Annotated in this window: 21 protein-coding genes and 1 pseudogene; 13 read left to right on the plus strand and 9 right to left on the minus strand. The window is 72.0% G+C overall.

Translation table 11 applies throughout. The features are described 5' to 3' along the window. Positions 1-85: 85 nt before the first annotated feature. From ACZ69I_RS19795 to ACZ69I_RS19815, 5 genes are read right to left on the minus strand one after another with little or no spacing between them, the layout of a single operon-like run. Positions 86-958, minus strand: a complete 873-nt coding sequence (locus ACZ69I_RS19795; protein ID WP_467673873.1) for a glycosyltransferase family 2 protein — start codon at positions 956-958, stop codon at positions 86-88. A gap of 17 nt (positions 959-975) precedes the next feature. Then, entirely contained in the window at positions 976-1755 is a 780-nt protein-coding gene (locus ACZ69I_RS19800) for a CDP-alcohol phosphatidyltransferase family protein (RefSeq protein WP_389712071.1), read from the minus strand. Further along, positions 1733-2800, minus strand: coding sequence for an iron-containing alcohol dehydrogenase family protein (locus ACZ69I_RS19805; protein ID WP_467673184.1), 1068 nt, complete (start codon positions 2798-2800; stop codon positions 1733-1735). Before ACZ69I_RS19805 ends, ACZ69I_RS19800 begins: the two co-directional genes overlap by 23 nt. Beyond that, on the minus strand, positions 2788-3525 hold the full coding sequence (locus ACZ69I_RS19810) for a phosphocholine cytidylyltransferase family protein (RefSeq protein ID WP_467673186.1): 738 nt from the start codon (positions 3523-3525) through the stop codon (positions 2788-2790). The genes ACZ69I_RS19805 and ACZ69I_RS19810 overlap by 13 nt, the downstream gene beginning before the upstream one ends. Beyond that, a complete protein-coding gene (locus ACZ69I_RS19815; RefSeq protein WP_470833841.1) occupies positions 3522-5336 on the minus strand; it encodes a DUF5941 domain-containing protein in 1815 nt (604 codons plus the stop codon). The genes ACZ69I_RS19810 and ACZ69I_RS19815 overlap by 4 nt, the downstream gene beginning before the upstream one ends. Positions 5337-5637: 301 nt before the next feature. Here ACZ69I_RS19815 and galE point away from each other — a divergent pair, with 301 nt between their 5' ends. The 9 genes from galE (at position 5638) to ACZ69I_RS19860 (ending at position 15097) form a co-directional block, all read left to right on the plus strand. Next, positions 5638-6621, plus strand: a complete 984-nt coding sequence (gene galE, locus ACZ69I_RS19820) for a UDP-glucose 4-epimerase GalE (RefSeq protein ID WP_470833563.1) — start codon at positions 5638-5640, stop codon at positions 6619-6621. Between the two features lie 177 nt (positions 6622-6798). After that, a complete protein-coding gene (locus tag ACZ69I_RS19825; RefSeq protein WP_470833565.1) occupies positions 6799-7737 on the plus strand; it encodes a cation diffusion facilitator family transporter in 939 nt (312 codons plus the stop codon). Between the two features lie 248 nt (positions 7738-7985). Beyond that, complete coding sequence (locus ACZ69I_RS19830; protein ID WP_470833567.1) at positions 7986-9242, plus strand: GNAT family N-acetyltransferase; 1257 nt, start codon at positions 7986-7988, stop codon at positions 9240-9242. A 110-nt stretch (positions 9243-9352) separates the two neighbouring features. After that, positions 9353-9946, plus strand: coding sequence for an isopentenyl-diphosphate Delta-isomerase (idi, locus tag ACZ69I_RS19835; RefSeq protein WP_467673194.1), 594 nt, complete (start codon positions 9353-9355; stop codon positions 9944-9946). 66 nt (positions 9947-10012) lie between these two features. Next, positions 10013-10444 carry a GNAT family N-acetyltransferase gene (locus ACZ69I_RS19840; RefSeq protein WP_470833569.1) on the plus strand — a complete coding sequence of 144 codons (432 nt, stop codon included), beginning with the start codon at positions 10013-10015 and terminating at the stop codon, positions 10442-10444. Positions 10445-10642: 198 nt separating this feature from the next. Further along, positions 10643-11524, plus strand: coding sequence for a glycoside hydrolase family 16 protein (locus ACZ69I_RS19845; RefSeq protein WP_467673198.1), 882 nt, complete (start codon positions 10643-10645; stop codon positions 11522-11524). Positions 11525-11612: 88 nt separating this feature from the next. Beyond that, the gene (gene gndA, locus ACZ69I_RS19850; protein ID WP_470833570.1) at positions 11613-13052 is read left to right on the plus strand and encodes an NADP-dependent phosphogluconate dehydrogenase; all 1440 of its coding nucleotides are present in this window, start codon (positions 11613-11615) and stop codon (positions 13050-13052) included. A gap of 375 nt (positions 13053-13427) precedes the next feature. Continuing rightward, entirely contained in the window at positions 13428-13931 is a 504-nt protein-coding gene (locus tag ACZ69I_RS19855) for a transglycosylase SLT domain-containing protein (protein ID WP_470833572.1), read from the plus strand. 29 nt (positions 13932-13960) lie between these two features. Further along, a complete protein-coding gene (locus tag ACZ69I_RS19860) occupies positions 13961-15097 on the plus strand; it encodes an LCP family protein (RefSeq protein ID WP_470833574.1) in 1137 nt (378 codons plus the stop codon). Between the two features lie 30 nt (positions 15098-15127). On the opposite strand, the gene ACZ69I_RS19865 is transcribed toward ACZ69I_RS19860, so the two are convergent. Continuing rightward, positions 15128-15601, minus strand: a complete 474-nt coding sequence (locus ACZ69I_RS19865) for an ATP-binding protein (protein WP_467673878.1) — start codon at positions 15599-15601, stop codon at positions 15128-15130. Between the two features lie 129 nt (positions 15602-15730). Continuing rightward, complete coding sequence (locus ACZ69I_RS19870; RefSeq protein WP_470833576.1) at positions 15731-16387, minus strand: HdeD family acid-resistance protein; 657 nt, start codon at positions 16385-16387, stop codon at positions 15731-15733. A gap of 122 nt (positions 16388-16509) precedes the next feature. Between ACZ69I_RS19870 and ACZ69I_RS19875 the strand changes: the two genes are divergently transcribed. Beyond that, a complete protein-coding gene (locus ACZ69I_RS19875) occupies positions 16510-17262 on the plus strand; it encodes an enoyl-CoA hydratase/isomerase family protein (RefSeq protein WP_467673206.1) in 753 nt (250 codons plus the stop codon). A gap of 16 nt (positions 17263-17278) precedes the next feature. Here ACZ69I_RS19875 and ACZ69I_RS19880 read toward each other — a convergent pair whose 3' ends face one another. Together ACZ69I_RS19880 and ACZ69I_RS19885 are read right to left on the minus strand one after the other, a co-directional pair. Then, on the minus strand, positions 17279-17911 hold the full coding sequence (locus ACZ69I_RS19880; protein WP_470833578.1) for a DJ-1/PfpI family protein: 633 nt from the start codon (positions 17909-17911) through the stop codon (positions 17279-17281). Positions 17912-17918: 7 nt separating this feature from the next. Further along, entirely contained in the window at positions 17919-18944 is a 1026-nt protein-coding gene (locus tag ACZ69I_RS19885) for a GlxA family transcriptional regulator (RefSeq protein ID WP_470833580.1), read from the minus strand. A 134-nt stretch (positions 18945-19078) separates the two neighbouring features. On the opposite strand from ACZ69I_RS19885, the gene ACZ69I_RS19890 reads away from it, so the two are divergent. The 3 genes and pseudogenes from ACZ69I_RS19890 (at position 19079) to ACZ69I_RS19900 (ending at position 22751) form a co-directional block, all read left to right on the plus strand. Beyond that, complete coding sequence (locus ACZ69I_RS19890; protein ID WP_470833582.1) at positions 19079-19969, plus strand: SCO6745 family protein; 891 nt, start codon at positions 19079-19081, stop codon at positions 19967-19969. Between the two features lie 91 nt (positions 19970-20060). After that, positions 20061-20192 (plus strand): annotated as a pseudogene (locus tag ACZ69I_RS19895) (LPFR motif small protein); the annotation flags it as partial. Between the two features lie 111 nt (positions 20193-20303). Then, the gene (locus tag ACZ69I_RS19900; protein ID WP_470833583.1) at positions 20304-22751 is read left to right on the plus strand and encodes a Tex family protein; all 2448 of its coding nucleotides are present in this window, start codon (positions 20304-20306) and stop codon (positions 22749-22751) included. Positions 22752-22768: the final 17 nt, after the last annotated feature.

A 22768-nucleotide genomic window follows, 5' to 3' on the forward strand; every position in this document is an offset into this window, starting at 1 on the left:
TTTCGTCTTCAGATGCGCAGCCGGTCGGGCGTAGGCGTGGGCCAGGGACCGGGGTATGGCCCGAATGCTCTCAGACCCGAGCTTGTCAGATGACAGGAGGTCGACCGAGTCGGGTCAGCCGCCACACCGTACGCCACTTCATGGGCCTGCGAGGTCCGCAGGGCGTGGTCCAGCCCTCCTTGAAGCCGCCGAACCAGGCCTTCAGGGCCGGGCCCGAGGGGCGCCGGGCGAGGGTGAGCAGCATCCAGACACCGAGGTAGACCGGGACCAGCGGGGCGGGGAGGTTGCGACGGGCCAGCCAGACGCGGTTGCGGGCCACCATCCGGTGGTAGACCGCGTGCCGGGAGGGGGCCGTCGTGGGGTGGAAGAGGACCATGTCCGAGCGGTAGTCGATCATCCAGCCGGCGTTCAGCGCGCGCCAGGCGAGGTCGGTCTCCTCGTGCGCGTAGAAGAACTCGCCGGGCAGACCGCCGACCTCGGCGAGGACCTTCGTACGGACGGCGTTGGCGCCGCCGAGGAAGGTCGTCACGCGCGAGGAGCGCATCGGGTCGGAGGCCCGCAGGCGCGGCACGTGGCGGCGCTGGGTCTCCCCCGTCTCCGGGTCCGCGATGCGGAAGCTGATGATGCCGAGCTCCGCGTCGGCGGCGAAGGCCTCGCGGCACAGCTGGGCCGTGTCCATGTTCGCGAGCAGGCCGTCGTCGTCCAGGAAGAGCAGGATGTCGACGTCGGTGCCGCCGGGGCCGAAGGCCTCGATGCCGACGTTGCGGCCGCCGGGGATGCCGAGGTTCTCGGGCAGCTCGACGGTGCGTACGCCCGCGGGAACCTCGGGGACGGGGGCGCCGTTGCCGACCACGACCACCTCGACCGGGTCGCCGTCCTGCTTGGCGACCGAGTCGAGGAGGGCGCGCAGCTCCTGCGGCCGGTTGCCCATCGTGATGATGACGGCGCCGACCTTCAGCTTCTGTGCCGGGGTGCTCACTTCAACCTGCTCGATACGAGGATGGACACGAGGTGGAGCAGGGTCTGCAGCAGCGCGATGCCCGCGAGGACGGCCACGCCCAGGCGCGAGAAGAACAGGTCGCCCCTGGCCTGGTCCACGAACGCGATCACCAGGATCAGCAGCGACGCCTCGACACCGAGGATCAGCCGGTGGAACTTCAGCGCCGCGGCGGCCCTGCGGGCCAGCGCCATGCCGGAGGAGCGCGGCTCGGCCGCGGACTCCTTGACCGGCTCCTTGCCCGTCTGGTGGCGGGCGACGCCGACGAGGTCGGTCTCGGCCTTGATCAGGATCGCGCCGAGCGCGGCCAGCGTGCCGAGGAAGGCCCACAGCCAGTCGATGCGCCCCGAGCCCCAGATGTCGGCGGCCCGCAGACCGAAGCCGACCAGGACCGCGGCGTCGCACAGGTAGGCGGCGACCCGGTCCAGGTAGACCCCGGACATCGAGTACTGCTTCTTCCAGCGGGCGATCTCGCCGTCGACGCAGTCGAGCAGCAGATAGAGCTGGACCGCGAGCACGCCGAGCACGGCGCCCGTGATCCCGGGCACCAGCAGGGCCGGGGCGGCGAGGGCGCCGGCCACGGTCATCACGTAGGTCAGCTGGTTGGGCGTGACCTTCGTGTTCACCAGGTGCCGGTCGATACGCAGGGAGACCTCGCGCATGTAGAGCCGGCCGGCCCAGTGTTCGCCGCTCCGCCGGTCCTTCACACCCGGGGGGTGAACAACCGGGCGGAGCTCAGCTACCGATGGCTTTTGCATAGTCGGCGTATGCGTCCCTGATCTGGTCGGTGGACAGGTCGAGGTGTTCGAGGATCGTGTAGCGGCCCGGCCGGGTCTGCGGAGCGAACTCCACGACCTGGACGAACTCGTCCACGGTGAAGCCGATCTCCTCCGGCAGCACGGGAAGACCGTGCCTGCGCAGCACCGAGGCCATGAACGCCGACTCCTCGCGGGCACCGCGCAGGTGCATCGCGAACGCCGCGCCCAGGCCGCACTGCTCGCCGTGGCTGGCGGCGCGCTTGGGGAAGAGCAGGTCGAAGGCGTGGTTGATCTCGTGGCACGCGCCGGACGCCGGGCGGGAGTCGCCGGAGATGGACATCGCGATGCCGGTGAGGACCAGGCCCTCGGCCAGGACCTGCAGGAAGGCGTCGTCGCCGACACCGCCGGGGTGGCGCAGAACCGCCTCGCCGGCCTGGCGGGCCATGGCGGCCGCGAGGCCGTCGATGTCCTCGCCGCGCTCACGGGCGGCCAGCTCCCAGTCACGGATCGCGGAGATGTTGGACAGCGCGTCGCCGATGCCGGAGCGGACGAAGCGGACCGGGGCCTCGCGGATGATGTCGAGGTCGATCACGACCGCGATGGGGTTCGGCACGCCGTACGAGCCGCGGCCCGCGTCGTTGTCCAGGGTGGCGACGGGCGAGCAGAGGCCGTCGTGCGACAGGTTCGTCGCGACGGCGACCAGCGGCAGACCCACGCGCGCCGCGGCGAACTTGGCACAGTCGATGATCTTGCCGCCGCCGAGGCCGACGATCGCGTCGTAGCGGCCCGACTTCCTGATGGCTTCGCCGAGCTTGATGGCGTCGTCGAGCGTGCCGCCACCGACCTCGAACCACTCCGCGCCGCTCAGCGACGGCATCAGCCGCTCGCGGAGCACCGCGCCCGAGCCACCGCTGATGGCGATGGCGAGCTTGCCGGTCGACGAGCAGATCCGCTGGTCGGCCAGGACTCCGGCCAGGTCGTCGATCGCCCCCGGCCGGATGTCGACGACGACCGGCGAGGGGATGAGCCTCGTCAGTACTGGCACGCGATCTCCCGGCCCTTGGCGAGGTCGTCGTGGTTGTCGATCTCGACCCACGAGACGTCGCCGATCGGGGCCACGTCCACCTTGAAGCCGCGGTTGACGAGCTCCTGGTAGCCGTCCTCGTAGTAGAGGTCGGGGTCGCGCTCGAAGGTGGTCTTCAGGGCGTCGGCGAGCTCGTCGGCGGCGGAGCCCTCGATGAGGGTGACGCCGATGTACTCGCCGGTGGCCTCGGAGGGGTCCATCAGCTTGGTGATGCGCTGCACGCCCTTGGCGTCGTCGACGATGACCTTCATCTCCTCGTCGGCGAGCTGCTTCACCGTGTCGAGGGCGAGGATGATCTTCTGGCCGTTGCCGCGCGCGGCGAGCAGCGTCTTCTCGACGGAGACCGGGTGCACGGTGTCGCCGTTGGCGAGGATCACGTCGTGCTTGATCGCGTCACGGCCGCACCACAGGGAGTAGGCGTTGTTCCACTCCTCGGCCTTGTCGTTGTCGATCAGGGTCAGCTTGAGGTTGTACTTCGCCTCGAGCGCCGCCTTGCGCTCGTAGACGGCCTCCTTCTTGTAACCGACGATGATCGCGACCTCGGTCAGACCGATCTCGGCGAAGTTGCCGAGCGTCAGGTCGAGAATCGTGGTCTCACCGTCGACCGGCACCAGAGCCTTGGGCAGGGTGTCGGTGTAGGGGCGAAGACGCCGTCCGGCGCCTGCCGCGAGCACGAGGCCGATCATGCGGGTTCTCCTTCATCGTGTACGGCGGGTGCGCCGACTTTGTGGGCGGTCACCCAGAAGCGGATGCTCTCGACGAGCACCACGAGTGCCACGGCCACGGCGAGTGCCGTGAGCGCGACGGGGAAATCTGTGGCGGGCAGCAAGGTCGCGGCCAGCGCGACCACGAGGGTCCTGCCGTCCTGGCCGCCGATCGTCCGCACCAGCCAGCGCGGGGGCGCACCGGTGCCGCCCTTGATGCGGTACACCGTGTCGTAGTGATGGTAGGCGACCGCGGCCACGAGCCCGAAAGCCGCCGGAAGCGCTCCGTCCACGTCGGCCCGGGCCGCCAGGGCCAGGATCGTGCCGTACTCGGCGGCGCGGAAGAACGGCGGGACCAGCCAGTCGAGGGGGGCCTTGAGGGGCATGATCAGGGCGAGGCCCGAGAGGGCGACGTAGAGCGCGGCCGCGGCCACGACGGCGGGGCCGCCGTAGGGGGCGGTCAGGGTCGCGGCGACGACGACGGCTCCGCCGACGAAGGCGAGGACCGGGGCGGGCCGCAGCCAGGTGACTCGGGGCCTCAGGGCGGCGAAGGCGTCGGCGAGCGGGCCGTTGTCGGCGAGCTCGGCGAGGGCGTGCGCGGCGCGGTCGGTGCGGGTCGCCTTGCGGGTCACCGAGCGCAGGACACGTCCGGCCGTGGTGTAGCAGGCCGCGAGCGCGCAGCCGATGAGCAGGACGACCAGGGTGATGCGCGGCGTGGTCACCGCGGTGAGCACGGCGATCATCGCCCAGCGCTCACCGATGGGCAGCACGATCATGCGGCGCACCCAGACCGTCCACCCGACGCTGTCGAGCTTGTCCGAGAGGGCCGCGGTGGGGCTGGTGTTGGCCGTGGCGGCCGTGCTGTCGGAGTTCGCCTCGTTGAAGGAGAAGTCCACGACGTGCCGGCAGGTCTGCAGGACCATCGCGCCGAGGGCGAGCGCCCACACGTCGTCGCCACCGCGGGCCGCCCCGAGCGCGAGGCCCGCGTAGTAGGCGTACTCCTTGGCGCGGTCGAACGTCGCGTCCAGCCAGGCGCCCAGCGTCGAGTACTGCAGGGAGTAGCGGGCGAGCTGCCCGTCGGTGCAGTCCAGGACGAAGGAGAAGAGGAGCAGCAGGCCCGCCGCGACGAAGCCGCCGCGGGTGCCGGTCGCCGCGCAGCCCGCCGCGATCAGGGCGGTGAGCAGCGAGGCGGTGGTGACCTGGTTCGGGGTGAGGCCCCTGCGGGCGCACCAGCGGGCGATGTAGCGCGAGTAGGGGGAGATGCAGTACGTGGTGAAGAAGCCGTCGCGCGACTTGACCGCGGTGCGCAGGCGTACGGCCTCGTCGTCGACGGCGGCGACGGCCTGGCGTGCCTCGTTGCGGGCCTGCGGATCGCTGGGCACGGTGGCGACGAGGGTGCCGAGGTCGGGGCGGTGCACGTCGACGGCGCCGGACTCCATGGCCGCCGCGATGTCGTGCGGGAGCGCGTCGAGCGTCATGACGCCGCCCGCGGTTCCCGCGCTCGCCCGCAGGGCGCGCGTCAGTTCCGTGCGGGCCTCCGGCTTGGCCGTGACGGCGCCGGGGACGGCACTGGCGGCGAAGCGGGGGTCGGTGAGGCCGAGGCGCAGGGCGTGGACGTGACCGACGAAGCGCGCGTCGACGACCGCGACCCGCTGGTCGCCCGGCACGGCGGCAAGCAGCGTCTCGACGTCCGCCGCGTCGGAGGCGACCCGCACGTCGAAGCCCAGGGACCGCAGATCGCCTTCGAGCGGCGACCCGGGGACCGGCTGACCGGTGAGGATGGCGGTCGACAGACGAAGTCACTCCTTGAGTACCGGCGCGGCTCGCGCCGGGCACATGTGTAAGGGGAGCGCCCCTGGCCATGGCGGCCGGGCGGCACGTCGGCTGAGGCTATCGGATGATGGGAAGCGGGCGTTCATCACCCGTTCACGCCCCGATAAGGGCGGCCTGCGAGGGCCTCGGCTTCGCGATCATCATGGTGGATGGGGGGCCGCCGCCACAAACCGCGCCCGCCCCGCGCCCGGCTTGCCCGCATAGCGGCCACCTGTCCCCGTGGCGGGCCCGCCCCCCGGTGTTCGCTTAGGGTGGGCGCCCATGACATGGCTGATCACAGGTGGAGCGGGATACATCGGGGCCCATGTGGCGCGGGTCATGGCCGGTGCCGGGGAGGGCGTCGTCGTACTGGACGACATCTCGTCGGGCGTACCGCAGCGCCTGCCCGCGGACATGCCCCTCGTGAAGGGCTCCGCGCTGGACGGGGCGCTGCTGCGCCGGGTCTTCGCCGAGCACGGGGTCACCGGTGTGGTGCATCTCGCGGCCCGCAAGCAGGTCGGGGAGTCGGTCGAGCAGCCGCTGCGCTACTACCGGGAGAACCTGGGAGGCCTGACGACGCTGCTCGAAGCGGTGGCGGAGGCGGGCATCAAGCGGTTCGTGTTCTCCTCGTCGGCCGCGGTGTACGGAGACCCGCCGGACGCGGAGTTCGTACGGGAGGACACTCCCTGCGTCCCGGTCAGCCCCTATGGCGAGACGAAGCTCGCCGGTGAGTGGCTGGTGCGGGCGGCGGGGCGGGCGCACGGCATCGGGACCGTCTGCCTGCGGTACTTCAACGTGGCGGGCGCCGCCTCCCCCGAGCTCGCGGACACCGGCGTCTACAACGTGATCCCGATGGTCTTCGACCGGCTGCGGCGCGACGAGGCGCCGCGGATCTTCGGCGACACCCATCCGACCCCGGACGGCACCTGCGTCCGTGACTACGTGCACGTCTGCGACCTCGCCGAGGCACACCTCGCGGCGGCCCGCAGGCTCGCGGCGGGCGCCGAGGGCGATCTGACGGTGAACATCGGGCGGGGGCGCGGTGTTTCCGTACGCGAACTCGTCACGCTCATCGGCGAGGTGAGCGGCGACACCCGGCCCGCAGTGGTGGAGCCGGCCCGCCCCGGCGACGCCCCGCGCGCCGTGGCCGACGCCCGCAGGGCGGCCGATGAGCTCGGCTGGACGGCCCGGCGCGGGGTGCGCGAGATGGTCGAGTCCGCGTGGGCGGGCTGGTGTCTGCACCACCCCGGAGCGGTCCGCGGCTGATCGTTCCGACGCCCTGACCTGCACCCCTCCGCCAGACGGCAATCATTGCCATTTTCGCAGGTCAGGGAGATGACAACGGTGTTCAGTGCCGCGTTGCCAGATACCCCCCACCCGTAGTTCACTGTGGTCGCGCGACCGGCGAACGGCAGAACCGACGACCACTGGGGAGGCGGCTCCATGGGGGCTGGGCACGATCACGGACACACGCACGGGGTACCGGCCACGGGGACGGCGGCCAACGCCTACAAGGGCCGCCTCCGCACGGCCCTCGCCATCACGCTCACGGTGATGGTGGCCCAGATCGTGGGCGGTGTCATGGCGGACTCGCTCGCGCTCGTCGCGGACGCGACGCACATGGCCACCGACGCCCTGGGCCTCGGCATGGCCCTGCTCGCGATCCACTTCGCGAACAGGCCGCCGACCGAGAACCGCACCTTCGGCTACGCCCGCGCGGAGATACTCGCCGCGCTCGCCAACTGTCTGCTGCTGCTCGGCGTGGGCGGCTACGTGCTGTACGAGGCGGTCGAGCGGTTCATCACGCCCGCGCAGACCGAGGGGAGCCTCGCCGTCTACTTCGGCGTCTTCGGTCTCGTCGCGAACATGATCTCGCTGTCCCTGCTGATGCGCGGCCAGCGGGACAGTCTCAATGTGCGGGGCGCCTTCCTGGAGGTCGTCGCGGACACCCTCGGCTCGGTCACGGTCATCATCGCCGCCGTCGTCATCATGGCCACCGGGTGGCAGGCCGCCGACCCGATCGCCTCGCTCGTCATCGGATTCATGATCGTCCCGCGTACGGTCAAGCTCCTGAAGGAGACCCTGAACGTGCTCCTCGAGTCGGCTCCCAAGGGGGTCGACATGGCCGAGGTGCGGGCCCACATCCTCGAGCTGCCGGGCGTCGAGGAGGTCCACGACCTGCACGCCTGGACCATCACCTCGGGCCTGCCGGTGCTCTCCGCCCACGTGGTGGTGAGCTCCTACACCCTCGACTCCATCGGCCACGAGAAGATGCTGCACGAGCTGCAGGGCTGCCTGGGCGACCACTTCGACGTCGAGCACTGCACCTTCCAGCTGGAGCCGAGCGGACACGCGGAGCACGAGGCGAAGCTCTGCCACTGAGAACCTGTCCTTGGTTCGGAACAGGCTCTGCGCCCCGGCCCCCGCCGCTCCGGCGCACGGCGCCGATATCACCTTCGCCGATATCACCTTCGGTGTTATCGTGGCCGGCGTTCTTGAGTTCTCTGGAGGTGGGTTGATGACTGTCGCGGCCGACGCTGCTCCGCGCGGCGACACGTGCATCCCCGCTTCCCGGGCTCGCGCCTGACGCTCCGTACGTCCGCGGGCCCCTCACTCAAGGGTTTCCCACGTTGACCGACCACACTGCGCTCAGCCATGCCTTCTTCGCCCTGCACCACGGGCTCGACCGGCAGGGCCCCGGCTCCGACGCCACCACCCGGCGGCTGCTCTCCCTCGCGGGAGCGCCGCCCGCGCGGCCGCGCGTCCTCGACCTGGGCTGCGGCCCCGGCAGGGCCGCACTGCTCCTCGCCGCCGAGGCCGGCGCCGAGGTGACCGCCGTCGATCTGCACGAGCCGTTCCTCGACGAGCTCCGCGCGGCCGCGCGGGCACACGGGCTCGAAGGATCGATCACCACGCTCAACGCCGACATGGCCGAACTCCCCTTCCCGGACGGCTCGTTCGACCTGGTCTGGGCCGAGAGCTCGGTCTACTCCATCGGCTTCGACACCGCGCTGCGCGCCTGGCGGCGGCTGCTCGCTCCCGGCGGGGCGCTCGTCCTGACCGAGTGCGAGTGGACGACAGCCGAGCCGTCCGCCGCGGCCCGCGCCTTCTGGGACCGGCACTACGCCCTCCGTACCGGCGCGGAGAACCTCCGGGCCGCGACCGGCGCCGGGTACTCCGTGCTCGGCGTGCACCCGCAGCCCGAGTCCGACTGGGACGAGTACTACGGGCCGCTGGCCGCGCGCGCGGACGCGGCGGACCCCCGCGCTCCCGGCATGGCCGAGGCGCTCGCCGCCACCCGCGAGGAGATCGCGATGCGGCGCGAGCACGGCACGGAGTTCGGTTACGCGGGCTACGTCCTGCGGCCCACGGACACCTGGCCGACCCGTCCCGAGACCGCGTCGGACGTCGCCGCGGTGCACGCCGTGCACGCGGCCGCCTTCGCGACCGAGGCGGAGGCCGACCTGGTCGACGCGTTGCGCGCCGATCCCGGGGCCTGGCTGCCGGGCCTGTCGTACGTCGCCGAGGCGCCCGACGGCTCCGTGGCCGCGCACGCGCTGCTCACCCGCTGCCTGGTGGGCGGGGCGCCCGCGCTGGCCCTCGCCCCCGTGGCCGTCCTGCCCGCACACCAGCGGACGGGGGCGGGATCGGCCGTGGTCCGCGCGCTGCTCGACGCGGCACGCGCGCGTGGGGAGCGGCTCGTCCTCGTGCTCGGGCATCCCTCGTACTATCCGCGGTTCGGATTCAAGCCCGCTTCCGGGTACGGAATCCGGCCAGGTTTCGAGGTGCCCGACGAGGCGATGATGGCGCTCGTACTGGACGGATCCGGCGATTCCGCTGGGCCCGCGCGGGGCACGATCCAGTATCCGGCCGCCTTCGGCGTCTGACCGCCTCACCGGGCGCCCCGGCGCGGCGGGACATGCGGGTCCCCGAAGTGCCGGGGGCGTCCGGAACGTACGGCAGACTTGGGACTCGAAGACCGAAGCGAAGGATGGGTATGCCGATCACACCTGCCACCGCGGCGAACGACTCGTCGAACGGCGCCGGAGAAGCGATCTTGCTCGAACTCGTCGACGAGGACGGCAGGACGATCGGCACAGCGGAGAAACTCTCCGCGCACCAGGCGCCCGGGCAGCTGCACCGGGCGTTCTCCGTCTTCCTCTTCGACGAGCAGGGGCGCCTGCTTCTCCAGCAGCGCGCCCTCGGCAAGTACCACTCCCCCGGCGTCTGGTCGAACACCTGCTGCGGCCACCCCTATCCGGGCGAGGCGCCGTTCGCGGCGGCCGCGCGGCGTACGTACGAGGAGCTCGGCGTCTCGCCGTCGCTGCTCGCCGAGGCGGGCACGGTGCGCTACAACCACCCGGACCCCGACTCGGGGCTCGTGGAGCAGGAGTTCAACCACCTCTTCGTGGGCATGGTGCAGGCCGCGCTGAGCCCGGACCCCGACGAGATCGGCGGGACCGCGTTCGTGACGGCCGCGGAGCTGGCCGAACGCCACGAGCGCGAGCCGTTCTCCGCGTGGTTCATGACCGTGCTCGACGCGGCCCGGCCCGCGATCAAGGAGCTGACCGGGCCCTCCGCGGGCTGGTAGCCAACCGGACCGTCACGGGATCGCCGCCGGACTCCGGTCCGGCGGCGGTTCGCTAGCATGTAATGCATGCATGCCGATAGTGACTCTTACGAGCTCCGCGCGGGAGTGCCGTCCGTCGAGACCTTCCGCCACCTGCGCACCGTGGCCGGCCTCTCCGACCGGGCGCCCGAGGCCGTCGCCCTCGCCCTGCCGAACACCTGGTACGGCGTGGTGCTGCGGCACGAGGGAGAGCCCGTCGGCATGGGCCGCATCATCGGTGACGGCGGCACCGCGTTCCAGATCGTCGACATCTGCGTGCACCCGGACCACCAGGGCCAGGGCCTCGGCAAGCGGATCATGGCCGCGCTCACCGGGGAGCTGGAGCGCCGCGCGCCCGCGACCGCGTACGTCTCGCTGATCGCCGACGGCCCGGCGCGCTTCCTCTACGAGAAGTTCGGCTTCGCCGACACGGCCACGCACGACTCGATCGGCATGTACCGCTCGATGCCCGCACGGTGAGCCGCGCGCCAGGGCCCTTGGTACGCGCTAACTCCTTGACGAGGGCTCGGAGTCTGCCTTAAATCAAGTACTGAACCAAGTACTGAACGAAGTGAAGACAGCCGGACCGCCGCGGTCGCCCCCTCGCCGCGGACGGGTCCCGGCGTTATTTGTCATGCGCATGCCCCATCTGCCACCGCCCCCACGCGAAGCGATGTGATGACCGTGCACACCTCCCCCCGCCGCCGCACCAAGCTCTGCGCGCTCGCCCTTGCCTGCGGCGCCGCGAGCCTCGCCGTGCTCCCCTCGGCTTCCGCCGAGCCCGCGCCCCGATCCCCCGCCCCCGCACCGGCGGCCGCGGCGGCCTCGTTCACCGACGACTTCAACGGCCCCGCCGGGTCGGCGGTCGACGGTTCGAAGTGGCAGATCGAGACGGGCGACAACGTCAACAACCACGAGCGGCAGTACTACACCTCGGGCAACAAGAACGCCGCACTCGACGGCCGGGGCAACCTGGTCATCACCGCCCGCAAGGAGAACCCCGGCAACTACCAGTGCTGGTACGGCAGGTGCGAGTACACCTCGGCCCGCCTGAACACCGCGGGCAGGTTCACCCAGACCTACGGCCACGTCGAGGCCCGCATGAAGGTGCCGCGCGGCCAGGGCATGTGGCCCGCGTTCTGGATGCTCGGCGCCGACATCGGCAGCGTGGGCTGGCCCGGCAGCGGCGAGATCGACGTGATGGAGAACGTCGGCTTCGAACCGGGCACCGTGCACGGGACCCTGCACGGCCCCGGCTACTCCGGCTCGGGCGGGATCGGCGCGGGCTACACGCTGCCCGGCGGCCAGGCGTTCGCGGACACGTTCCACACGTTCGCCGTGGACTGGTCGCCGAACCGCGTCAGCTGGTCCGTGGACGGCACCGTCTACCAGACCCGCACCCCGGCCGACCTGAACGGCAACCGCTGGGTCTTCGACAAGCCCTTCTTCCTCATCCTCAACCTCGCGGTCGGCGGCTACTGGCCCGGCGACCCGAACGGCAGCACCTCCTTCCCCCAGCAGCTCGTCGTGGACTACGTGCACGTCACGACCGGCAACTGAGACACGCCGCCCGGGAAGAGGGCACCATGTGCGGCAGCCGCGGCGCTGAACAATGGCGTTTCCACCCCTCTTCCCAGGAGCGACAGGCATGAGCACTACAGCCCAGATCGGGGTCACGGGCCTCGCCGTCATGGGGCGCAACCTCGCCCGCAACTTCGCCCGCAACGGGTACGCGGTCGCCCTCCACAACCGCACCGCCTCCCGCACCCACGACCTGGTGCGGGAGTTCGGCGAGGAGGGCATCTTCGTGCCGGCCGAGACCGCCGAGGAGTTCGTGGCCGCCCTCGAACGGCCGCGACGCCTCGTGATCATGGTGAAGGCCGGTGAGCCGACCGACGCGGTGATCAAGGAGTTCGCGCCGCTCCTGGAGCCCGGCGACATGATCGTCGACGGTGGCAACGCGCACTTCGCCGACACCCGGCGCCGCGAGAAGGAGCTGCGCGAGCAGGGCATCCACTTCGTCGGCACCGGCGTCTCCGGCGGCGAGGAGGGTGCGCTGCACGGGCCGAGCATCATGCCGGGCGGCAGCACCGAGTCGTACGCCTCGCTCGGCCCGATGCTGGAGAAGATCTCCGCGAAGGCGAAGGACGGCGCCCCGTGCGTCACGCACGTCGGCCCGGACGGCGCCGGTCACTTCGTGAAGATGGTGCACAACGGCATCGAGTACGCCGACATGCAACTCATCGGCGAGGCCTACCAGTTGCTGCGGGACGTGGCCGGGTACTCCCCCGCGCAGATCGCCGACGTCTTCCGCACGTGGAACACGGGCCGCCTCGACTCGTACCTGATCGAGATCACGGCGGAGGTCCTCTCCCACGTGGACGCCGCCACCGGGAAGCCCTTCGTGGACGTCGTGCAGGACCAGGCCGAGCAGAAGGGCACCGGGCGCTGGACGGTGCAGATCGCGCTGGACCTGGGCGTGCCGGTGTCGGGCATCGCCGAGGCGGTGTTCGCCCGCTCGCTGTCGGGCCACGCCGACCTGCGCGCCGCGTCGAAGGAGCTCGCGGGCCCCACGGCCGAGCCCCTGAGCGGAGCGGCGGCCGGTGCCTTCGCCGACCAGGTCGAGCAGGCGCTGTACGCCTCGAAGATCGTGTCGTACACGCAGGGCTTCCACGAGGTCGCCGCGGGCAGCGAGACGTACGACTGGGACATCGACCTGGGCGCGGTGGCCCGTATCTGGCGCGGTGGCTGCATCATCCGGGCGGCGTTCCTGGACCGGATCACCGCCGCCTACGAGGCCCGGCCCGGCCTGGTCTCGCTCCTGTCGGACAAGGGCTTCGCGGACGAGATCGCGGGGGCGCAGGACGACTGGCGGGCCGTCCTGGTCGCCGCGACCGAGCAGGGCGTGCCGACGCCGGGCTTCGCGGCGGCGCTCGCGTACTACGACGGGCTGCGCGCCGAACGGCTGCCCGCCGCGCTCACCCAGGGCCAGCGGGACTTCTTCGGCGCGCACACCTACCGGCGGGTCGACCGCGCGGGGTCGTTCCACACGCTCTGGGGCGGTGACCGCTCGGAGACCGGCGCCTAGGCGGCGCACCAAGGGATGGGGGACCCCGGGAGACCGGGAGACGGCTCGGGCCGGTGGGAACCGCCCGGGCCGTCGTCATGTCGGTGACCCAGGCCATATCGGGGGGCCTGGGCCTGTGAGCCCACTCATAGGGGCCACGTCACATGCTAAGGACGGTAGTAGCGGGGTGAGGGCGGGGGCCGGGGGCCGAGGCGCGGGTATGGGCCGCTTTGCCCGGGGACGTCTGCGTACCGGGGTAGTACGTCACACCATTGCGCCCAGCGCCCGGCACCCCTAACTCTGGCTGAGGTCTCCGGGGCTCCCGGATCCCCACCGGGCACAGAAGCCCGCCTTCGGATCGAGCCCCCCACGTCCCCACTGAGGAGTTATCCCCGCATGGCCACGACCCAGACGCCGAACCGTGCCGCCCGCTTCCGCAAGTTCTCCGTCGCCGGCATCGCCACCGCCGGTGCCGCGGCAGCGGCCCTCACGATGGCGCCCTCCGCCGCGCACGCAGCGGAGTCGGCCAAGGTCGGCACGGCGGCCGCCGCGCAGGCGCAGGCCGCCAAGAAGCCGCACGCCGACAACCTCGACGGCTGGATCCGCGAGTCCCTCGACATCATGAAGTCGAAGGGCATCCCCGGTTCCTACGAGGGCCTGCACCGCAACATCATGCGCGAGTCCGCCGGCGACCCGAACGCCCAGAACGGCTGGGACGTCAACGCGCAGAACGGCACCCCGTCCAAGGGCCTGCTCCAGGTCATCCAGCCGACCTTCGACGCCTACCACGTCGACGGCACCGCAAACTCCCTGACCGACCCGGTCGCCAACATCACCGCGGCCGCCAACTACGCCGCCGACAAGTACGGCTCCATCGACAACGTCGACTCCGCCTACTGAGCCGCCCGGTCGACGAGGAGAGTCAGCGCATGCCGCACGAGAGCGGGAACGAGCACCCGGCGCACCCGGCCGACGGCCCCGCGGCGCCCCACTACGGGCCCGCGCGGGTACGCCGCTCCCGACGCAAGCCCCGGAAGAAGGCCCTGCGCTACGTCGCGTGGGGCGCCCTGGGCGCGGTCATCGTCGGTGGCGGAGGCGTGGCCTACGCCTGGCAGCACCTCAACGGCAACATCCAGGGCACGGACGTGAACGCCGCCCTGGGCAAGGACCGGCCCGCCGAGCAGCGCGACGGTTCGATGAACATCCTCCTGCTCGGCTCCGACTCCCGGGCCGGGACGCACGGCGAGTACGGCAGCGGCGTCAGCGGCGCCCGGGCCGACACGGCGATGGTCCTGCACGTGGACAAGACCCACAAGAAGGCCTCGGTCGTCAGCATTCCGCGCGACACCATGGTCCAGCGGCCCCAGTGCGCGCAGTCCCACGGTGGCGGCGCGGCGGGCGCTCAGCAGGCCATGTTCAACTCGTCCTACCAGGTGGGCGGGCCCGCCTGCACCGTGAAGACGGTGGAGAAGATGTCGGGCGTCCGCATGGACCACTACCTCGAAGTCGACTTCAAGGGGTTCCAGAAGCTCATCGACGAGCTCGGCGGCGTGGACATCACCACCCACAAGGCCATCAAGGACCACAACAGCGGTCTCTCGCTGACCGCCGGCAAGCACACGCTGAAGGGCAAGCAGGCGCTCGAGCTCGTCCGCACCCGGCACGGCGTGGGCGACGGCAGCGACCTCGGCCGCATCCAGCTCCAGCAGGCCTTCGTCAAGGCCCTGATCCACCGCGTCCACACCGTCGACCCGCTCGGCGACCCCGGCAAGTCCTACGGCCTGGCGGACACCGCGACCAAGACCGTCAGCGCCGACTCCGACCTGGCCTCCGCGGACAAGCTCCTGGGCCTCGCCAAGGAGCTGAAGGACATCAGCCCCGAGCACACCGACATGGTGACCATGCCGGTCACCTACGACGCGCAGGACGCGGGCCGGGTCAAGCCGCTGGACAAGGCCTCGCACCAGGTCTGGAACGCCCTGCGCGAGGACCGGGCGATACCGAAGTCCGTCACCCAGGACTCGGTGGGCGACCGGACGGACTCACCGGTCTCGGCCGGTTCCTGAGTCCGGTCGGGGCGCACCGCGAGAGGCGCCTCAACCGCCGGGCTTGAGGGGCAGCGCCGCCCAGATGACCTTCCCCCCGCTCGCGGTGTGCTCGACGTCGCAGGCGCCGCCCGCCTCCTCGGTGATCTCGCGGACGAGGAGAAGTCCCCTGCCGCCCGTCTGGCCGTGGTCCGCCACGAGGGCCGTCGGGCGGTAGGGGTGGTTGTCCTCGACGGACACCCGTACCCACTCGGCGCCCACGGCGATCTCCACCGCGAGCATCGGCGAGAGCAGGGCCGCGTGGCGCACCGCGTTGGTGACCAGCTCGGAGACGATGAGCAGCAGGCCGTGGACGAGGTCGTCCGGGGCCGGCACGCCCTGCCGGGCCAGCAGGTCGCGCACCGCGTGCCGCGCCTGGGGCACGGAGGCGTCGACGGCGGGGGCGGTGAAACGCCATACGCCCTCGTAGGGCAATGGTCCGTCGTCGCCGGGGAGTGGGCCGGGCCGCCTCCCGCCGTTCTCCATCGTCCGGTCGCCGCCCTTGCGCTCGATTGTCGCCACACATCGAGTGTTGGGAACGCCCCGGCCCGGACCGCGTCGCTGACCAGAAGTCAGCGACTATCGACGGGATTTGATCGGTGGCGCATGACGCCGTCAGTTGTGCGACTGATCCTGCCCCTGTTGTTCCGATTTCAATTGTTCTTCAGGTTGTACGAGGCTGACGATGCGGCGCCCTCCGATGCCCGTGGCGATCAGACCGAGGCCGTCGAAGAGCAGCGCGAGGGAGAAGAAGCACCCGATCACGTACTGGCTGCTGCTGGGCCACTCGGCGAGGACCAGGATGCCGATCAGCAGGCCGAAGGCGCCCTGCAGCAGGGTCAGGGCGAACTGCGGGCCGCGCACCACGAGGCTGCCGACCAGGCGGAACACTCCGCCCGTGAGGAAGAGCAGGGCCGCGAACATGGTCAGCGCCTCCGCCGCCACCTCGGGCCTGCGGATGATCACGACACCCGCCGCGAGGTTCAGCGCGGCGACGACCACACCCAGCCAGAAGAAGCTGGTGCCCCGTGACTGCACGGCGTGCAGCAGGCCCACGACGCCGCCGACGAGCAGCAGCCAGCCGAACAGGAGCATCGAGGTCAGCGTGGCGACGCCGGTGTAGACGAGGCCGACGAGCCCGGCCACGGCGAGGATCACGCCGAGCAGGGCGAGCCAGCCGAAGCCGCGGCTGAGCTTGGCGCCCCGGGCACCCGCTCTGCCGGTCCCCGGCCCGGTGGGTCCGGTGGTCCTGGCGTCCTTGGGTCGGGCCATCAGCGTCTCCCTCTCGCTCGGCAGAGCCTTCCGCGCCCCATGTGCGCCCTGCGCTCCTTTATGTACCTTCTGTTCCACCCTTCTTGATCGTACGTTCGAGGGGTGCGGATAGCATCCGGCGCATGGAGCCGCAGCTGAGGCACACCGTCACGGACGGTGTCGCCACCGTCGTCATCGACCATCCGGCCAAGCGCAACGCCATGACCGCGGACATGTGGGGCCAGGTGCCGCCGCTCTTCGCGGCCCTCGGCGCCGACCCGGCCGTGCGTGCCGTCGTGCTCACCGGCGCGGGCGACACCTTCTGCGCGGGGGCCGACATCTCCTCGCTGCGCGAGTCGCCGGGCACCGCGCAGGACGCCGCGGTAAGGGCCGAGGACGCCCTCGCCGCCTTCCCCAAGCCGACGCTCGCCGCCGTGCGCGGCTACTGCGTGGGCGGCGGCGCCCAGCTGGCGGGCGCGTGCGACCTGCGGTTCGCCGACGAGGGCGCCTCCTTCGGCGTCACACCGGCCAAGCTGGGCATCGTCTACCCGGCGTCGTCCACGCGCCGCCTGGTCTCGCTCGTGGGCCCCTCCGCCGCCAAGTACCTGCTCTTCTCCGGCGAGTTGATCGACGCGGAGCGGGCGCTGCGCACCGGCCTGGTGGACGAGGTGCTGCCGGCCGACGGTCTGGACAAGCGGGTCGCGGAGTTCACCCGGGTCCTCGCCTCGCGCTCGCAGCTGACCCAGGCCGCGGCGAAGGAGTTCGCGGCGGGGCGCACGGACCGGGACGCGCACTGGACGCTGCAGGCACGCGGCAGCGGCGACACCGCCGAGGGTGTCGCCGCCTTCCTGGAGCGCAGGCCGCCGGACTTCACCTGGTCCCCGCGGACCGGCTGAGCCGCCCGGCCCGCGCCTACTGCTGGAATCGGCTCCGGTCGCGGAACTTCGCGACGATGTGCGCGGGCGCCTTCTCGGGGGACCCGGCGTTGTAGGGCGGCTGGGGGTCGTACTCGGTCATCAGCTGGACGCTCTGCGCGTGCTCGTCGCCCGCGATCCGGCCCGCCAGCGTCAGGCCCATGTCGATGCCCGCGGAGACGCCCGCTCCGGTGACGTACTTGCCGTCGAAGACGACCCGCTCCCCCGTCGACTCGACACCGAGCCGGTCCAGCTCGCTCAGGGCACACCAGTGCGAGGTGGCGCGGCGGCCCTTCAGGAGACCGGCCGCGGCCAGCGCCAAGGAGCCCGTGCACACCGACGTCGTCCAGGTGCTCGTGGCGTCGACCGTGCGCAGCCAGTCGAGGAGCGCCTCGTTCTCCATCTGGTCGCTCTGCCCCGGGCCGCCGGGCACCACCACGATGTCGGGGCTGCGGACCTCGGCGAAGGACTTGTCGGCGACGAGGGCGAGGGAGCCGCTGTCGTCGCGCACGGGCCCCGCCTGCTCGGCCACGAAGACGGTCTCGTGACCCGGCAGTGAGTTCAGCATCTGGTACGGGCCGATGGCGTCCAGGACGGTGAAGCGCTCGTACAGGGCGATGGCGATCTGCATGGTGTCCCTATCGGTTGGAGTGAGGGGTGGGGTGACGTGTGGGGCGACTGGCGGATGCCCCGGCCGGTACGGCCGGGAGTGGGTGGAAACGGCGGCGGTACTCGGCGGGCGCCGCGCCGAGCGTCCTGACGAAGGCGCGGCGCATGGCCTCCGGAGTGCCGTAGCCGCTGGCGCGCGAGACCTGCTCGACCCCGTCGTCGGTGTCCTCGAGCAGACGGCGGGCGTGCTCGATACGGACGCGCTCGACGTACTTGCCCGGCGTGAGCCCGGTGTCCGCCTGGAAGGCGCGGGCGAAGTGCCGGGGCGAGAGCCGGGCGCGGGCGGCGAGCGCCTCGACCGACAGGTCGTCGTCCGGGTGCTCGGTGATCCACTGCTGGACCTCGCGCAGCGGCTCGCGCCGCGCGGTCTGCGCGGCCAGCTGGACGCTGAACTGTGCCTGGTTGCCCGGCCGCCGCAGGAAGACCACCAGGTGCCGGGCGATGGTCAGCGCCACCTCACGGCCGAAGTCCTCCTCGACCAGCGCGAGGGCCAGGTCGATGCCCGCGGTGACCCCGGCGGATGTCGCGACGCGGCCGTCGCGCACGTAGATGGGGTCCGGATCGACGTCGATTCCCGGATGGTCCCTGGCCAGCTTCTCGCAGTAGGCCCAGTGCGTCGTCGCGCGGCGCCCCTCCAGGAGGCCCGCCTCGGCGAGCCGGATGGCGCCGGTGCAGACCGAGACGAGGCGCTGCGCGCGCGGGCCGTGGGTGCGCAGCCAGTCGGTCAGGGCCGGGTCGGCGGGGCGGGTGCCCGGTCCGCCGGGGACCAGCAGGGTGTGCGGCGCGGGGGCGTCGGCCAGCGCGGAGTCCGGGACCAGGGTGAGGCCGCTGGACGTGCGTACGGGGGCGCCGTCCAGGGAGGCGGTGCGCACGCGATAGCCGCTCTCCGGGTCGCCGAGGGCGGGTGCGGCCCCCGCGAACACCTCCACGGGGCCCGTGACGTCGAGGCTCTGGACGTCGTCGAAGAGGACGACCAGGACGGTTCGCTGCTCCATGCCCCGATTCTTCGCCCGGCCCCCGATGGCCGCAATGACGAGCACCCCACCTTTCCTGCCATTGGGAGACCGCGTGGACCCCGTGCACCGGGGCTCCTGCGGACGACATACCAACCAGTAGGTACCGTGCACCCATGACCTCTTCGACGACCTCCCCCACGGCCGCGGCACTGCCCCCGCGCGCGGGACGCCGCTGTCACGGCGTGCTCAACGCGCTGCACTCGACGCACTACTTCTCGCCCGACGCCGCGCGGGAGATGGCCGCGTTCGGGGTGACGCACCGCGCGGCGGTCAACTTCGCCCTGCGCGCGGCGGCCCTGGGCGCCGTCGGCCCCGGCACGGTTGCCGCCACCTTCTACAACTACAAGTACGAGCTCGTCGCCGCGCACGTGCCCGAGGTGTGGAAGAGCGCCGTCCCCACCGAGGTGCGCGGCGCACGCATGCGCGTCGTCGACGCGACGCTGCGCCGGCTCCTCGGCGACGAGCTGGTCGGCTCGCCGGAGATGGCGGAGGCCGCCGGGCTCGCGCTGCGCGCCACCGAGGCCTGCACCCGCGGCGCCCGTCCCCTGTACGCCGCGCACGCCGATCTGCCCGTCCCCGACGAGCCGCACCTCGCGTACTGGCACGCGGCGACACTGCTGCGCGAACACCGCGGCGACGGCCACCTCGCCGTGCTGCTCTCCGCCGAACTCGACGGCCTGGAGGCCATGGTGACCCACGCCGCGACCGGCAAGGGCACCCGGCCGAAGTGGGTCTTCGCCACCCGGGGCTGGAACCAGGAGGAGTGGGACGCCGCGGTCGAGCGGCTGCGCGGGCGCGGACTGCTCGACGGTGAGGGCGAGTTGACGGAGGCGGGCGTGGCGCTGCGCCGGGACGTCGAGGCCGAGACGGACCGCCTCGACCGGGCGCCGTACGAGCACCTGGGCGCCGCCGGCGTCGAGCGGCTGACGGAGCTGGGCACCCTGTTCACCGGGACCGCGCTGCAGGCCGGAGCGTTCCCCGCGGACCTGCTCGGCAAGCGCTGAGGGCCGGATCGGCATGGCTCCGCCGCTCCGAGGTACCCGGACGTCTCCCGGCCGGCACCCCGGCCGCGCCGGGAGACGAGAGGGGACACCCATGTTCCGTGCCATAGCGGACGTACTGCGCCAGATCGCGGGGGCCATCGCCACCGTCGTCACCCTGCCGTTCCGGGCCGTGGCGCGGCTGTTCGGCGGAGCCTCCCGTTCCGCGGGGCGGGGCGGGCGGAGCACCGGCCGGCGGACCGGCCGTACGGGGCGTACCCGCCGGGTCTGATCACCCTCTGTCGGCGCCACCTGCCACAATTGCCCGGCAACCTCAGCGAGAAGGCGGTACCGGAACGTGGCAGCTTTGAAGACGTCCACCCCTGCGACCATCGAAGGCAGGATCGCCGAGGAGCTCGGCGTACGGGAGCGGCAGGTGAAGGCCGCCGTCGACCTGCTCGACGGCGGGTCCACGGTGCCCTTCATCGCGCGCTACCGCAAGGAAGCGACCGAGATGCTCGACGACGCGCAGCTGCGCACGCTCGAGGAGCGGCTGCGCTACCTGCGCGAGCTGGAGGACCGCCGCGCCGCGATCCTCGACTCGGTCCGCGAGCAGGGCAAGCTCACCGACGAGCTGGAGACGCGGATCCGCGAGGCGGACACCAAGGCGCGGCTCGAGGACATCTACCTGCCCTTCAAGCCGAAGCGGCGCACGAAGGCCCAGATCGCCCGCGAGGCGGGCCTGGAGCCGCTGGCCGACGGGCTGCTCGCGGACCCGTCCGTCGAACCGCAGGCCGCCGCCGCCGCGTTCGTGGACGCCGACAAGGGCGTCGCCGACCCGCAGGCCGCGCTCGACGGCGCCCGGGCGATCCTCGCCGAGCGGTTCTCGGAGGACGCCGACCTCATCGGCGAGCTGCGCGAGCGCATGTGGGTGCGCGGCCGGCTCGCCGCCAAGGTCCGCGAGGGCAAGGAGGAGGCGGGCGCCAAGTTCGCCGACTACTTCGACTTCGCCGAGCCCTTCACCGAGCTCCCCTCGCACCGCGTCCTCGCCATGCTGCGCGGCGAGAAGGAAGAGGTCCTCGACCTCACCCTGGAGCCCGAGGAGACCGACGCCACGCCGGGGACCCCGTCCTCGTACGAGGGCATCGTCGCCCACCGCTTCGGGATCGCCGACCGCGGCAGGCCCGGCGACAAGTGGCTCCAGGACACGGTCCGCTGGTCCTGGCGGACCCGGATCCTCGTCCACCTCGGGATCGACCTGCGGCTGCGGCTGCGGACCGCCGCCGAGGACGAGGCGGTGCGGGTCTTCGCCTCGAACCTGCGCGACCTGCTGCTCGCGGCGCCCGCGGGCACGCGCGCGACACTCGGCCTCGACCCTGGTTTCCGTACGGGTGTGAAGGTGGCTGTCGTCGACGCCACCGGCAAGGTCGTCGCGACCGACACGATCCACCCGCACGTCCCCGCGAACAAGTGGGACCAGGCCCTGGCCACGCTCGCGAAGCTCGCCCGGGAGCACGAGGTCGACCTGATCGCCATCGGGAACGGCACGGCGTCGCGCGAGACCGACAAGCTCGCCGCCGAACTCATCGACAAGCACCCCGAGTTGAAGCTCACCAAGGTGATGGTCTCCGAGGCGGGCGCCTCCGTGTACTCCGCTTCGGCCTTCGCCTCCCAGGAACTGCCCGACCTCGACGTGTCGATCCGCGGCGCGGTCTCCATCGCCCGGCGCCTGCAGGACCCGCTGGCCGAACTGGTGAAGATCGACCCGAAGTCGATCGGCGTCGGCCAGTACCAGCACGACCTCTCCGAGGTGAAGCTCTCACGCTCGCTCGACGCGGTCGTCGAGGACTGTGTGAACGGCGTCGGCGTCGACGTGAACACCGCGTCCGCCCCGCTCCTCGCCCGGGTCTCCGGCATCGGCGCGGGCCTCGCGGAGAACATCGTCTCGCACCGCGACGCGAACGGCCCCTTCAAGAACCGCAAGGGCCTCAAGGACGTGGCCCGGCTCGGCCCGAAGGCGTACGAGCAGTGCGCGGGCTTCCTCCGCATCCGCGGCGGCGACGACCCGCTGGACGCCTCGAGCGTGCACCCGGAGGCGTACCCCGTGGTGCGCAAGATGGTGAAGTCGGCGGGTGGCGCGGTCGGTTCGCTGATCGGCAACACGGGGGCGCTGCGCTCGCTGAAGCCGGACGACTTCGTGGACGAGTCCTTCGGCCTGCCCACGGTCACGGACATCCTGAAGGAGCTGGAGAAGCCCGGTCGCGACCCGCGTCCCGCCTTCAAGACGGCGACCTTCAAGGACGGCGTCGAGAAGATCTCCGACCTGGCCGGCGGGATGGTGCTCGAAGGCGTCGTCACAAACGTGGCCGCGTTCGGCGCGTTCGTCGACGTAGGGGTGCACCAGGACGGGCTGGTGCACGTGTCCGCCATGTCGAAGACCTTCGTCAAGGACCCGCGCGACGTCGTCAAGCCCGGCGAGATCGTCAAGGTGAAGGTCATGGACGTCGACATCCCGCGCAAGCGGATCTCGCTGACACTCCGGCTGGACGACGAGCCCGCCGCGGCCGGTTCCGACGGGGAGCAGCCGAAGCGGGGCGGCGGGCGTCCGCCCCAGCAGCGGCAGGGCGGCGGCGGTCAAGGCGGTGGCCAGGGCGGCGGTCAGGGCCGACGGCAGCAGGGCCAGGGTCAGGGGCAGCGAGGTGGCCAGCGGGGGCAGAAGCCGCAGCGGCAGGGCCCGCCGCCCGCCAACGACGCGATGGCCGAGGCGCTGCGCCGGGCCGGTCTCGTGGACCCCAAGCAACGCTGACGCCCGGGGCGGCGCGG

This window comes from Streptomyces sp. NPDC036815 (assembly GCF_055609205.1).

Bases quoted from the DNA above. Each gene is read 5' to 3' on its own strand.
- ACZ69I_RS19800 (WP_389712071.1), bottom strand. From the start codon at position 1,755: ATGCAAAAGCCATCGGTAGCTGAGCTCCGCCCGGTTGTTCACCCCCCG.
- ACZ69I_RS19810 (WP_467673186.1), bottom strand. From the start codon at position 3,525: ATGATCGGCCTCGTGCTCGCGGCAGGCGCCGGACGGCGTCTTCGCCCC.
- galE (WP_470833563.1), top strand. From the start codon at position 5,638: ATGACATGGCTGATCACAGGTGGAGCGGGATACATCGGGGCCCATGTG.
- ACZ69I_RS19825 (WP_470833565.1), top strand. From the start codon at position 6,799: ATGGGGGCTGGGCACGATCACGGACACACGCACGGGGTACCGGCCACG.
- idi (WP_467673194.1), top strand. From the start codon at position 9,353: ATGCCGATCACACCTGCCACCGCGGCGAACGACTCGTCGAACGGCGCC.
- ACZ69I_RS19840 (WP_470833569.1), top strand. From the start codon at position 10,013: ATGCATGCCGATAGTGACTCTTACGAGCTCCGCGCGGGAGTGCCGTCC.
- ACZ69I_RS19845 (WP_467673198.1), top strand. From the start codon at position 10,643: ATGACCGTGCACACCTCCCCCCGCCGCCGCACCAAGCTCTGCGCGCTC.
- gndA (WP_470833570.1), top strand. From the start codon at position 11,613: ATGAGCACTACAGCCCAGATCGGGGTCACGGGCCTCGCCGTCATGGGG.
- ACZ69I_RS19855 (WP_470833572.1), top strand. From the start codon at position 13,428: ATGGCCACGACCCAGACGCCGAACCGTGCCGCCCGCTTCCGCAAGTTC.
- ACZ69I_RS19860 (WP_470833574.1), top strand. From the start codon at position 13,961: ATGCCGCACGAGAGCGGGAACGAGCACCCGGCGCACCCGGCCGACGGC.
- ACZ69I_RS19865 (WP_467673878.1), bottom strand. From the start codon at position 15,601: ATGGAGAACGGCGGGAGGCGGCCCGGCCCACTCCCCGGCGACGACGGA.
- ACZ69I_RS19870 (WP_470833576.1), bottom strand. From the start codon at position 16,387: ATGGCCCGACCCAAGGACGCCAGGACCACCGGACCCACCGGGCCGGGG.
- ACZ69I_RS19875 (WP_467673206.1), top strand. From the start codon at position 16,510: ATGGAGCCGCAGCTGAGGCACACCGTCACGGACGGTGTCGCCACCGTC.
- ACZ69I_RS19880 (WP_470833578.1), bottom strand. From the start codon at position 17,911: ATGCAGATCGCCATCGCCCTGTACGAGCGCTTCACCGTCCTGGACGCC.
- ACZ69I_RS19885 (WP_470833580.1), bottom strand. From the start codon at position 18,944: ATGGAGCAGCGAACCGTCCTGGTCGTCCTCTTCGACGACGTCCAGAGC.
- ACZ69I_RS19890 (WP_470833582.1), top strand. From the start codon at position 19,079: ATGACCTCTTCGACGACCTCCCCCACGGCCGCGGCACTGCCCCCGCGC.